At 67.9% G+C, this 12,997-nt stretch carries 9 protein-coding genes; 5 read left to right on the top strand and 4 right to left on the bottom strand.

Translation table 11 applies throughout. The features are described from left to right. The first annotated feature begins 86 nt into the window (after positions 1-86). A complete protein-coding gene (pheA, locus tag BMX93_RS07275) occupies positions 87-1,073 on the top strand; it encodes a prephenate dehydratase (RefSeq protein ID WP_091969592.1) in 987 nt (328 codons plus the stop codon). Here the strand turns inward: pheA and BMX93_RS07270 are convergent. Further along, on the bottom strand, positions 965-2,557 hold the full coding sequence (locus tag BMX93_RS07270) for a bifunctional phosphatase PAP2/diacylglycerol kinase family protein (protein ID WP_177170113.1): 1,593 nt from the start codon (positions 2,555-2,557) through the stop codon (positions 965-967). The genes pheA and BMX93_RS07270 overlap by 109 nt on opposite strands. Before the next feature lie 72 nt (positions 2,558-2,629). Between BMX93_RS07270 and serS the strand changes: the two genes are divergently transcribed. Together serS and BMX93_RS07260 are read left to right on the top strand one after the other, a co-directional pair. After that, the gene (gene serS, locus BMX93_RS07265) at positions 2,630-3,910 is read left to right on the top strand and encodes a serine--tRNA ligase (RefSeq protein ID WP_091969588.1); all 1,281 of its coding nucleotides are present in this window, start codon (positions 2,630-2,632) and stop codon (positions 3,908-3,910) included. Positions 3,911-4,032: 122 nt separating this feature from the next. Further along, positions 4,033-4,710, top strand: coding sequence for a GOLPH3/VPS74 family protein (locus BMX93_RS07260; protein ID WP_177170112.1), 678 nt, complete (start codon positions 4,033-4,035; stop codon positions 4,708-4,710). Between the two features lie 68 nt (positions 4,711-4,778). Here the strand turns inward: BMX93_RS07260 and BMX93_RS07255 are convergent, their stop codons facing one another. Further along, a complete protein-coding gene (locus BMX93_RS07255; RefSeq protein ID WP_091969585.1) occupies positions 4,779-6,845 on the bottom strand; it encodes a glucose PTS transporter subunit IIA in 2,067 nt (688 codons plus the stop codon). Between the two features lie 139 nt (positions 6,846-6,984). Continuing rightward, positions 6,985-7,788, bottom strand: a complete 804-nt coding sequence (locus tag BMX93_RS07250) for an HAD family hydrolase (protein ID WP_091969582.1) — start codon at positions 7,786-7,788, stop codon at positions 6,985-6,987. A 173-nt stretch (positions 7,789-7,961) separates the two neighbouring features. Here BMX93_RS07250 and BMX93_RS13290 point away from each other — a divergent pair, with 173 nt between their 5' ends. Beyond that, positions 7,962-9,857 (top strand): ABC transporter ATP-binding protein, encoded by a 1,896-nt coding sequence (locus BMX93_RS13290; protein WP_091969580.1) that lies wholly within the window; start codon positions 7,962-7,964, stop codon positions 9,855-9,857. After that, the gene (locus BMX93_RS07240) at positions 9,854-11,806 is read left to right on the top strand and encodes an ABC transporter ATP-binding protein (RefSeq protein WP_245725782.1); all 1,953 of its coding nucleotides are present in this window, start codon (positions 9,854-9,856) and stop codon (positions 11,804-11,806) included. Before BMX93_RS13290 ends, BMX93_RS07240 begins: the two co-directional genes overlap by 4 nt. A gap of 29 nt (positions 11,807-11,835) precedes the next feature. Here BMX93_RS07240 and BMX93_RS07235 read toward each other — a convergent pair whose 3' ends face one another. Continuing rightward, positions 11,836-12,762, bottom strand: a complete 927-nt coding sequence (locus tag BMX93_RS07235) for a chromosomal replication initiator protein DnaA (RefSeq protein WP_091969578.1) — start codon at positions 12,760-12,762, stop codon at positions 11,836-11,838. Positions 12,763-12,997 lie beyond the last annotated feature (235 nt).

Here is a 12,997-nt window from a genome sequence, read left to right as displayed (position 1 = left end):
ACGGCGATGTCCCCGCGCTTGCGGTCGCACACGGTGCGGGCAGGGACGCGATGCCCCGGGCCGACCCGAACCAATAGGCTCGATCCATGTTCGGCTATTTCGGTCCCGAGGGGACGTTCACGCACCAGGCCCTGCTCACCCTCAGCAGGGAACCGGCCCGCTCCTTTGCCTCGATCGGGGCGGCACTCGATGCGGTGCGCGAGGGCGCGGTGGAAGCGTCCATGGTTCCCCTGGAGAACTCGGTGGAGGGCGGGGTCTCCGCGTCCCTCGATGCTCTCGGCGATCTCGAACTGGCGCCCCTTCGGATCGTCCGCGAGGTGCTCATTCCCGTGAGCTTCGATCTCGCGGCCCGTCCCGGCACCGAGCTGGGCCAGGTGCGTCGCGTCATCACGCATCCCCATGCCGCAGCCCAGGTGCGCCACTGGCTCGCCACCACCATTCCCCGCGCCCAGGTGGTCGAGCGCGGGTCCACAGCCGCTGCGGCCAAGACCGTCTCCGATCCCAGCTCGGGTTTCGACGCCGCGGTGTGCGCCCCGGTGGCGAGCAGGCACTACGGGCTCGAGGTGCTGGCCCATGACATCGCCGACAACGCCGAGGCGGTGACCCGTTTCGTCCTGGTCTCCCGCCCAGGTGAGCTGCCTGCCCAGACCGGTGCCGACAAGACGAGCATGGTCGTCTACCTGCGTCACGACGAGCCGGGGGCGCTGCTGGCGATCCTCCAGCAATTCGCCGTGCGCGGCGTGAACCTGTGCCGCATCGAATCGCGCCCGACGCGCACCACATTGGGCAGCTACAGCTTCAGTATCGACGCCGAGGGGCATCTGGAGGATGCGCGGATGGCCGAGACCCTGCTCGGTCTCAAGCGGATCTGCAAGCACGTCATCTTCCTGGGCAGCTATCCGCGGGCCGACGCCAAGCCGCCGACCGTGCGTGCCGGCGGCAAGAATGCCGACTACCGGAACGCTCAGGAGTGGCTTGCGGAACTGAGAGGCGCCATGACGACCAGGGCTCCCGGGTCGACCTCGGCCTCGAAGAGACATCCCTCGCCCACCGTGTCGCCGTCCAGTTCATAGGGCATCGGCTCGTCCACCCGGACGCTCATCTGCTGGCCGGTGTACTGCTCGAGCGAGTTGCCTGCCCGGCCGCGCGTGATCACCTGCAGTGCGGTCCGCGCCCAGGCGAACAGCCCGGTGGGCGAGCCGATCACCATTTCCATCCGCCCGTCGGTGGGATCGGCGTCGGGCATCAGTTCCAGGCCCCCGCCGATCGAGGCGACATTGCCCATGACGGTGAGCACGGCCTTGCGCCTCACCTGGCGGACACCGTCAACGGTGATCTCCACCCGGTGGGGCGAGACGAGCAGTTCCGGTACTGCGGAGACCACATAGGCGGCGCTTCCCACGAGGCGTTTCAGCGATTCGTTGGTGCGGCTCATGAGACGGGCGTCGAAACCGATCCCGGCCATCACGCCGAAGCGCATCGCAGCCTCGGATCGCCCGTCCACGACGAGTTTCACCAAATCGATGGCTCGTGGCCTGCCCTTCACCGCCACCCGGATGGCATCCTCCCGGTCGAGGGGGATGCCGAGATTCTTGGCCAACAGATTGCCGGTGCCCGACGGCACGATGCCGAAGGGCACCCCGCTTCCGGCCAGGCTCTGTGCGATGACGCGGATGGTGCCGTCGCCACCGGCGCCGATCACCAGATCCGCCCCGCGCGACAGCGCGGTGGCCACCATGCCCTGCCCGGCGTCGTCAGGAGTGGTGGGGAGCCACAGCGGCGCCTCCCAGTGCTCACCTGCCAGTTCGTTGGCGATCTGGCGGCGGAAGACCATCTCGTCGGCCATCCGGTGGGGATTGTAGATGACGGCGCACAATCCGCCGTGGGGCCGGTTCGTGCTGGCCTGGCGCCTGATCGTCATCACAGGAAGCATACGCACCCTGGCCACGAACAGGACAGCTGTGACGACCGTCCCGCCCAGCAGCATCCCGCCCACCAGATCGCTGATCCGCGCCTCGTTCATCGACCACTGGGCCAGCCCGCTCGCCACGATGAACGCCAGCGCACTGAGCCGAGCCACCAGCATGGCGATCGGGGGGCGACGCGTCGTGGTGATGGTCGTGATGACCACCGCGGCAGCAGCCGTGACTACCGCCATATGGGCGTCCGGATAGGCATAGCCGGAATAGGTCAGGGCCGTCGACAGCGGCGAGGGCGGCCGGGGGCGTTGCACACTGTTCGCCACGAGCACCGCCGCCCCCCAGCTGAGCAGGCCCGAGGCTATCGAGGCAGTCGCCAGATGACGCAGCTTGCCGCGCCAGGCCCAGATGCCCAGCGCCATGAGCCCCACGCACAGCACCAGGGGATGGCTCACGAGGGTGAAGGCGGCGGCGATCTGGGCGGCCGGGGAGTCGGGCTGCAGGCGCGCCGTGTCGCTCGAGGCATCTATCGCGGCGAACAGCCCGGCCCGCAGAGTCAGCACCGTCCACACGAGATATGCGCAGGTGAACCAGACGAGAAGCCACAGATTGAAGCGGCTGAAGGGTCTGGTGGTCATGGTGGCCATTGTCGCAGCAGGCCGGGACAAGGGGCGCGAATCCGCGGCGCGCCCAACGGTAACCTAGGGCCCATGATCGACCCCAAGCTGTTGCGTACCGATCCCGACCGTGTCAGGCGCTCCCAGCAGGCTCGCGGTGAGTCCGTTGAGGTTGTCGACGAGGCACTGGCTGCCGACGAGGCGCGCCGATCGGCCATCAGTGCCTTCGAGACGGCCCGCGCCGAGCAGAAGTCGCTCGGCGCCCGGATCTCGAAGGCATCCGGGGACGAGCGGACCGAACTGTTGGCACGCACCAAGCAGCTCGCCGCCGAGGTCAAGGAACTGCAGGCCCGGGCCGACGAGGCCGACGAGGCCTATACGGCGGTCGTCAAGAAGCTCGGCAATATCGTCTTCGAGGACGTCCCGGCCGGCGGCGAGGACGATCTCTATGTGATCGAAACGGTGGGTACGCCCCGGGATTTCGCGGCGGAGGGGATCGCCGTCAAGGACCACCTCGAACTCGGAGAGGCGCTGGGCGCCATCGACATGGAGCGCGGCGCAAAGGTCTCGGGAAGCCGCTTCTACTTCCTCAAGGGCCCTGGTGCCCTGCTGGAGTTCGCGCTCACCCAGTTCGCCCTTCACAAGGCGCTGGAGTGGGGTCTGGAGCCGATGATCCCCCCGGCGTTGGTCAACCCCTCGGCGATGGAGGGCACGGGCTTCCTCGGCCAGGCGGCCGACGACGTGTACTACCTCGAGCGCGATGACCAGTACCTCGTCGGGACGGCTGAGGTGCCGCTGGCGGCCTATCACAGCGACGAGATCCTCGAGGCGAGCGAGCTTCCGCTGCGCTACACCGGGTTCAGCCCCGCCTATCGCCGGGAGGCGGGCAGCTACGGCAAGGACACCCGCGGGATCTTCCGGGTGCACTGGTTCGACAAGTTCGAGATGTTCGTCTACTGCCGCCCGGAGGACGCCGTTGCCGAGCACCAGAGGCTGCTGGCCCACGAGAAGGAGTTCATCTCGGCTCTCGGTATTCCCTTCGAGGTGCTCGATGTGGCATCGGGCGATCTGGGGCTGTCCGCGGCGCGCAAGTACGACTGCTACGGCTGGGTTCCCTCGCAGGGCAGATATCGAGAGATCACCTCCACCTCGAACTGCACGCAGTTCCAGGCCCGCCGGCTCAATATCCGGGTGCGCGAGGGCAAGCAGGTGCGTCCGCTGGCCACTCTCAACGGCACCCTGTGCGCCATGACGCGGATGATCGTCATGATCCTGGAGAACTATCAGCAGGCGGACGGCTCCGTCGTGGTGCCCGAGGTGTTGCGGCCCTACATCGGCGGCGTCGAGGTATTCCATCCGCGCACCACCCGCTGAGTGCTGCGCCGCCTCGACAAGTGACGAACGTCCCTCGTCAACCCCCTGTCGAATGCCCGATGTCGTTGGCTGAGGCGAGCCATACTTGAAGTGACATCACGGACATGGACAAAGGGGTTGACATGTCGAATTCAGTGGATCTCGCCGCCGAGTACGTATTGCTCGTGCTCGACGACGACAAGGGGGGATTTCGTCAGGATCTCACGACGGTCGATTTCACGGTGGCCGCCGCGGAACTGGCCTGTCTCGTGCGCGATGACGTGCTCGCGTTCGACAGCAGTCGGGAGGGCCTGCCCTTCCTGTGCGCCGGGCACAGGGCAGCGCGAGATGAGCTGCACGAGGAGATCGTCCACCGCTGTCTGGGCAAGACCTGCGACCAGGCAATTGCGGCCCTGGCCAGTCCGTTCGGAAAGCAGCCGCACACCGCTCGGTCGCTGCGTGAGCACGTCGTGGAGCGCCTGGTTGGCTCGGGCGTGCTGACGACCCGTCGTGACCGGCTGCTCGGCATCATCCCGCGGACCCGCTACCCGCAGGCCGATGGGGTACCCGAGGTGGAGCTGCGCGGTCGCCTCATGAGTGTGTTCAACGGCGCCGAACCGGACGAGGACACCGGGGTGCTCATCGCCCTGCTCGACGCCGGGCATGCTCTGTCGCAGGCCTTCCCGGGCCTCACCCGTGACCAGCTGCGCCGCGGCCACGAGATCGCCGAGGGCCGCTGGCCAGGCGAGGGGCTCCGGCGAGCATTCGCCCAGCAGGCCGCATATATGGCGCAGACCTCCACCATCGGGGTGAGCTACTGACCAGGCCGCGCCGGCCACGCCGGTCATGTCAATGACCGGCGTGGCCGGCGCGTCAGGTGGACGGTGCGTCAGACAGCCGGCGCCGGTTCGGGTGCCGGCTTGGCAGTGACCGCCAGGAGTGGCTGCCCCGCCGACACGACCCCGCTGGCCAGCGGCTTCACGTCAGCAAACTTGCGCTGGTTGGTGATGAGCACGGGTGTGATGAGCGAATAGCCGGCCTCTTCGATGATGGCGCGATCGAAACTGACCAGCGGATCGCCTGCCTTCACCTGGTCTCCGCGCTTGATGTGCACCTCGAAGCCCTTGCCCGCCAGGTTGACGGTGTCGATGCCGACATGGATGAGGATCTCGATTCCGTTGTCCAGCCTGACTCCCACGGCATGACCGGTGGACTGGGCGACGATGATCTTGCCGTCTCCCGGGGACGTGACGGTGTCACCGCTCGGGTCGATCCCCACCCCGGCGCCGACAGTGCCTTTGCTGAAGACCGGATCGGGCACCTCCTCCAGTGCGACGACTCTGCCGTCCAGTGGCGCGGCGATCTCGGTGACGGCTCCCGGCTGCAGTGCTGCCTTGACCGGCGCGGGTTGCGCGGCGGTGTCCGTGCCGCCCGCGGCCTGCTCCTTCTGCAGCGACTCGGCGGCCAGATCTGCTTCGTTCTCCTCGCGGATGCGGGTGTTCTCGGTGCGGTCATCGCGAGTACGGAAGTCACGGGTGACGACCAGAGCCATGGCGACGATGAAGGCGATTCCGACGGACAGCGCGTACAGCGGGATGTTGCTGAATGCCGGAATCGTGAGCAGCGAGGTGAACACGAAGGCCTTCGTGGTGACGCCTCCGCCGATGCCCTGCACCAGGCCACCGACAGCGCAGCCGACCAGCATGGACGGATAGATCCGCTTGAATCGCAGATGAATCCCGTACAGGCTCGGCTCGGAGATGCCGCCGAACAATCCGGCGGCCAGTGCGCCGATGGCGGTCTGGCGCATGTCGATCTCCTTGTATCTCACCGACAGCAGCAGCACGCCGGCCGTGGCACCGAAGCAGGCGAAGTTCCAGGCACCCATCGGGCCCTGGATGAAGTCGTAGCCCAGTGTCTGGATGTTCAGCAGCATGACGGCGTTGATGGGCCAGTGCAGGCCCAACGGCACCATGAACGGGTACAGCAGCGGGATGAGGATGGCGAAGATGAACGGCGAGAAGTCATTGACCGACTTGAGGATTCCGCTCAGCCCGGCGCCGGCGTAGACACCGATGGGCCCAATGATGAAGGCTGTCACGGGAATCATCACGAGCATGGTGAGGAAGGGCACGAAGATCAGCTGCACGTTCTCGGGAATGATCTTCTTCAGCCCGCGGTACAGCGGCGCGAGCACTGCGGCCATGAGCAGCGGCGGGAAGACCTGCGAGTTGTAGTCGAAGATCGTCAGGGGCAGCCCGCCGAACAGCCGGACGACCTCGACCTGGCTGCCGGCAATGGAGAGCGTCTCGGCGCCCTCCTTCATGGCCAGGAAGCCTGGGAGCATGAGTACGGCCATCACGGAGAAGCCCACCCAGGGATCGGCGCGCAGCTTCTTCGTTGCGTTGTAGGCGACCATGAGCGGCAGGAAGTAGAACACGCCCTTCCACGTCAAATTCAGGAACGCCCAGGTGGGGGGCAGGGTGACACGCGAGTCGGCCCAGTTGCCGATGATCCCCAACGACGCCATGAGCGCCATGAAGGTGATGAACAGCGACGCGCCGAGCAGTGCGCCCAGGATGGGGCGGAAGGAATCGGACAAGAACTCGAAGAAGCTGTCCAGCCAGTGGAATCTACCGCGCGGACCCCCTGAGCGGGCTGCCGCCTTGATCTCCTCGGCCGACTTCTCGCTGCCGACGCCCTTCATCTCGGGCAGCGCCAAGATGTCGTTGTAGACACTCTCGACACCGCCGCCGATGACGACCTGATAGCGGTTCCCGGCCTGCGGGACTGCCCCCATGACACCCGGGATGGCTTCGACCTTTGCCTGATCGATTGTCGAATTGTCGTTGAGTTCGAATCGCAGGCGTGTTGCGCAGTGAGTCATCTGGGCGATGTTCTCGGGACCGCCGATGCTCTCGATGATCTGCGCAGGGGTGCTCTTTTCTGCTGGCATCTCTGCTCTCCTTCTGTGGGTTGGCGGGAGACGTGACGGCGTCCCCGCGAGAGGCCCTCACAGCCATGCTAGGTAGCGAGGCAGCAAATAGCAGAATCCGGGGCGAATCCGGGGGGAATGCCCCCCTGGGCGGAGCAGCTCAGGCGCTGCGCAGCCGGCTGACGCCGCGGCTGCCGAAGGAGAACCAGCGCTCCAGCTCGAGGGCGGTGCCATCGTCGTCGAAGTTCGCGGTGACGTCGTCGGCGGCCTCGCGCACCTCCCAGCTCGCGTCGCCCATCGCCACGCCCCGGCCGGCCCAGCGCAACATCTCCAGGTCATTGCGGCCATCGCCGATGGCGAGCACGTCGGCGGGGTCGATCCCCGCAGCGGCACTGACGCGAGCCAGTCCGGTGGCCTTGTTGACCCCCTCGGGGGCGATGTCCAGCCAGGCGGACCATCCCACGGAGTAGCTCACGCCGTGCATGCCCAGCTGGTCCGCCAGCCGCAAGAAGTCCTGCTCCTGGCTGTCGGGGTCGCGCACGATCACCCGGGTGGCAGGCTTGGCGCAGAGCCGCTCGATGGACTCGATGCGCATCCGGCCGTGCAGCTCGTCGCGGGGAAACAGCTTGTTCAGGCGGAAACCGCGCCCGACGTCCTCGACAGCGATGCAGGCGGCGGGTGCCAGCTCGTGCACGCGGTGGATCACATCGGTGGGATCGAAGGTGGTCACATGGGTGATCGTGGTGGGTGGGTGCTCGACGACGACGGCGCCATTGGAGGCCAGGTGGGGCCCCGGCGGCAGCGCCAGGTGGTCGATGACCGGCTTGGCGTCGAGGAAGGCCCGTCCGGTGGCGAGCACCACCACGGCACCTGCGCCAACGGCCTGCGCGACGGCGTCGCCCACCCGGGCCGGCAGGACGCCGGAGTGGTCCACCAGGGTTCCATCGATGTCGAGCGCGACCATCTGCGGAAGCCATGTCATGAGCCCAGCTTGCCAGCTGCGGGTGACATGCAGATGACGTCATGGCCAAGAGTGAACTTCATGCGGCACCCGCCCGGTGCCGACCAGCGGTGCGAGGAGGCTCGCCTGCGGGTGCACGGCGCGAGGGTGGGGGTAGGCCGTAGAGTTGTCGGGCCATGCAGACTTTCCCACCCCCCGTGCGCGCCTATACCCATGCGGAGCGCCCCCGTGACGCCGACACCGGACCCGCTCGTGATGAGCCGGTCACCTCGAGCGGGCTGCGCTTCTTGTGTTGGTCGCTGTGGGCGGAGCGCGGCCTGGTATCGCTGAGCGCCGGCCTGGGACTGCTCGGGCTGTTGCCTGGCGCATTGAGCCCGTGGTTCCTCGGCAAGGCCGTGGACGAGGGCATCCTCGCCCACGATCTCGGCGCCGCTCTCGGCTGGGCCGCCGGGCTCACGGGGCTCATCGTCGTCGGGGTGCTGTGCAACCGGGCCGCTCAGACATCCGGCGTGGCGCAGTGGCTGTCGGTGATGTACCGGACCACCGGTCTGGTGGCTCGCAAGGTGGCCCAGATGGGGCACGTCATCACGCGGCGCATCCCCACCGGTGAGATGCTCGCCATCGCCACCTCGGACACCGACACCTTCGGTATGTTCGCGGAGTGTGTCGGCCGGGCGATCGCCGCGCTCGTCTCGTTCGTCGTCGTCGCCCTCATGGTGCTGAGCGTCTCGCCCCAACTCGGTGTGGTCGTGCTGGTCGCCGCCCCGGCGATGGTGGCGCTGGCCTCGCCGTTGCTGGCACCCCAGCAGCGTGCCCAGCGAGTGGAGCGCGAACGCAGCTCGATCCTCACCGGGCAGGCCACCGACATCGTGGCGGGGCTTCGGGTGCTGCGCGGCATCGGCGGTGAGCGCACCTTCGGCGAGAACTACGCCAGGCAGTCCCAGCGGGTGCGCGCCGCGGGTGTGCAGGCGGGTGTCTGGTTCGCCGCGATCGACTCGGTGAGCGTGCTCATGTCGGGCGGTCTGCTCGTATTGCTTACCTGGCTCGGTGCCCATCAGATGATCGACGGCCGGCTGAGCCCGGGTGCGCTCATCAGCTTCTTCGGCTACGCCACCTTCCTCGTGCAGCCCATGCAGACCGTCTTCGAGCTGGCCCTCAAGTCCGTCCAGGCGCTCGTGGCCGCCCGCAAGACGATCGGGCTGCTGCGCCAGACGCCACCCTGGCGGGAACCGGCCGATCCGATGGAGGTCGACGCCGCGCGCGCTGACATCGTCGACGAGCGCAGCGGGTTCGAAGCGCGCGCCGGGGAACTCACGGTCATCGTGTGCGAGCACCCCGACGAGTCGGCTGCACTCGCCGACCGGCTCGGGCGCTATCTGCCGGCCGACACGGCGCCGGTGCATGGGCTCGAGGAGGACAACGACCTGGACGGTCGCCAACAGATCGCCCGAGCGCGGGAGCGTCGCGCCGCCGAACGGGCGGCGATCTCGCGTCGCGACGAGCAGGTCGCCGAGGAACGCTGGGGGGTGAGCCTCGGCGGCATTGACCTGTCGCGAATCCCGCTGCACGTGCTGCGTCGCGAGGTCCTCGTGAGCGATGCGGCGGCACAGGTCTTCAGCGGGCCCCTGCAAGGTGTCCTCGACCCGCACGCCCTGGCCACCCGTGAGCAGGTGGAGCGTGCCCTGTGGGCGGTGAGCGGATATGACATCCTCGACGCCCTGCCGCAGGGCTGGGCCAGCCGGATCGACGAGCGGGGCTCGGGAGTCTCAGGAGGCCAGCGCCAAAGGCTCGTCCTGGCCCGGGCGCTGCTAGCCGACCCGGCGGTGCTCGTGCTCGTGGAACCCACCAGTGCCGTCGATGCCCATACTGAGGCCCGCATCGCCGAGCGCCTCAGCGAGTACCGCAAGGGGCGCACGACGGTCCTCACAACCGTCTCGCCGCTGTGGCTGAGGTTCGCCGACCGGGTGGTGTGGCTGCACGACGGCCGGGTCGGCGCCGCTGGCACGCACCGGGAGCTGATGGAGCGGGAGCCGGGGTACCGGGCTGTCGTCGTGAGAGGGGAGGGATCGTGAGTGAACTGAGTGCCGCCGAGGAGGAGGTCCGGATGCGGGCGGCCGCGTCCTGGTCGCCAACCAGGAAGGCGGTCTCCGGGGTCCCCGCCGAACTGATCGCCACGCACCGTGGCGATCCCAGGCGCCGCGCGGCCGAGATGCGCGCCCGCCACCGGGTGCGCCGCCGGACGGCCGAGCAGATCTACGAGAGCAGCCGGAACCCGGACAGAGGACTGCCGGTGGCCTCCGATGGCGCGGTCTTGAGGTTCATCGGCCATCTCGTCTCACAGCGGCGCGTGCTGGCTGCGACTCTGCTCGTTGCCAATATCGGGGCGGCCGTCGCTGGTCTGTTCGTTCCGCGCCTGCTGGGTCGGCTGGTCGACGAGGTGCAGGGCGGTGGCCCGGGCGTGGGCCGGGTCGTCGACAGTGCGGCGCTGGGCGTGTTGGGCGTCGTAGTGATGCAGGCCGTGCTCAACCTCGGGGCGCGAGCCACCTCGGCGGTCTTCGGGCAGTCGATGCTCGCCGAGGCGCGCGAGTTCGTCATCCGAACGATCCTCCGATTGCCCCTGGGGCGGGTCGAGTCGGCATCCACCGGCGATCTCGTGACCCGGGTCACCCGCGATGTCTCGATGATGGCCTCCTCGGTGCGGTGGGCGCTGCCCAATTTCGTCATCGCCGCGGTCACCGTTTCGCTCAGCGTGGTCGGCATGGTGCTGAATTCCTGGGTGCTGACCTTGCCGCTCGTGGGCACCTTCGCCCTCATGGGGTGGACGCTGCGCCGCTATCTGCGCGACGCCCCCAAGGGCTACATCGCCGAGGGCAATTCCTACGCTGCGGTGAACACCTCGCTGACCGAGACCGTGGAGGGCGCTCGCACGGTGGAGGCGCTGGGTCTGCAGGGCCAGCGCGTCGCGCTGACCGACGACGACCTGGCCGTGGCCGGGCAGCGCGAGCGCTACACGATGAGTCTGCGAAATCTCATGTTCGTGCCGACCGATCTGTCCTACCAGCTGCCCCTGGTGCTGGTCATCGTGCTCGGCGCCGTGGGTCTGTCGGGTGGTTGGGTGAGCCTGGGCCAGATCACCGCCGCCACGCTCTATCTGCAGCAGATGGTGTCGCCGCTCAACAGGTTCATCGCCACTCTCAACGAGTTGCAGGTGGGGATCGCCGGCACCACGCGGCTGCTTGGTATCGCCTCGGTTGAGCCCGATCGCAGGAGCACCGACGAGAAGCCGGCGGACGCGCACATGCGTGCACGGGAGCTCACCTTCGCCTATCGCGAGGGACGCGATGTCCTGCACGGTGTGAGCCTGGATCTGGTGCCGGGCGAGCGCTTGGCGGTCGTCGGGCCCTCCGGCTCGGGCAAGTCGACGCTGGGACGGCTGCTGGCCGGCATCAACCGTCCTCGCGGGGGTGTCGTGGAGGTGGGAGGCGTTGACGTCATGCACCTTCCACTGCCCGTGCTGCGCACCCAGGTGGCCCTGGTCACCCAGGAGCATCACGTCTTCGTGGGAACGATCCGCGACAACATCGTGCTGGCCCGCGAGGACTCCGCCACCGACGAACAGGTCTGGCAGGCTCTGCGCACGGTGGATGCCGATGGCTGGGTCAGCGCCTTCCCGCAGGGTCTGCAGACGGTTGTCGGACCGGGGCGCCAGTCGCTGACCCCAGCTCAGGCTCAGCAGATCGCACTGGCCAGGCTGGTCATCGCCGATCCACACACCCTGGTTCTCGACGAGGCCACCAGCCTCATCGATCCGCATACCGCCCGCGATGTGGAGGGCTCGCTCTCGGTGCTTCTGGAGGACCGCACCGTGGTCGCCATTGCGCACCGGCTGCACACCGCCCACGACGCCGACCGTATCGCGGTGGTCAACGACGGGAAGATCGTGGAACTGGGTTCGCACTCCGAACTCATGGCGCTCGACGGTGAGTATGCACGGCTGTGGCGCGCCTGGACCAGCAGCTGAGTGATCCTGCCACCTGCCGCAGTGGCCGGTTAGTTGCCCCGGTGGGCCGGGCCCGGCGTGTCCTGGTCGTCGGGACGGGCCCATGGGGATCCCTGGTCGATGGTCGGCTCATCGGCGCCCGGGGCCTGCCAGGACGACTCCGGGGCCTGCCACGACGATTCCGGGGCCTGCCATGCCTGCGGCGGCGGGAGCCGCCGGGTGGGTTCGGTCTGCTCGGGCTGGCCCGGCTGCCCGGGAGCCGCCGCGTCATTGGCGGGAGCCTGGTAGCGCGGTTCTGGGGCATAGGACGGGTTCGGGGAAGGCTGCGCGGCATCCGAGCTCGGGTAGCTCGGCGCGGGGTATCGGCTCCCGGGGGTCTGCGAATAGCCCTGCGCCGTGAGCCCGGAATCTGGGCCGGGATAGCCCTGGGAGCCGGAAAAGCCGGGATAGCCCTGGTAGCCGCCCTGCCTGCCAGCAGCGGCAATGAAGGCCCGACGGGCCTTGTTCAGCCGCGACCATCCGAGCCAGCCAACGACGAGGATCACGTACCACGGGATGTTGACCGCCAGGCCAGCGCCGATCCCCGATCCCTCAGCGCTACGGGCCAGTGATCCGAGCAGCGACAAGACGGTGAAGACGCTGAAGATGATGAGCGGGACCAGCACATTGACCGGGCTCTTCTTCAGTGCTCCGGCGAGCATCCACGCAGAGATGCCGATCGGGAAGGCGAAGACGACGAGCACGACGATGGCCAGCGCCGCGATCACCGATGTACTCGAGAGCTCGGGGGAGTTCATGTACTCCTCGCTCTGGCGCAGCAGATTGGTGATGATGGCGCCACCGAAGAGGATGAGGGCCTCGACCGCCAGCAGGATGAGGCCGAAGTACGCGAGGCAGGCAATGGCTGCGCCCTTCGCCAAGCCAGCTGGGTTGCGCAGGCCAGCTGGGTTGCGCGAGGGTGCCGGAGGATAACTCATGCCATGAGGTTACGGGGTGTCGTCGTGCGGGGTGAATGCCTGTGGATATTCCGGGCTAAGCCGCTGGCCGAAATGCTGTCATTGGGGCGCTGCAGGCCGTAGACCAAGAGGCATGGCAACAACTGCATTCAAAGGAAATCGGCTCATCCCAATCGAGGGTGTAGTTGGGGTCTGAATCCGCCTGTCTCGAGCAGGCTTCTGGCGATGTAGTTGGTGAGGTTGCGGAAGCCCAGGG

The organism is Propionibacterium cyclohexanicum (assembly GCF_900111365.1).
GTDB classification, from domain to species: Bacteria; Actinomycetota; Actinomycetes; order Propionibacteriales; family Propionibacteriaceae; genus Propionibacterium; species Propionibacterium cyclohexanicum.
This window is presented reverse-complemented; position numbering and strand designations above follow the sequence as displayed.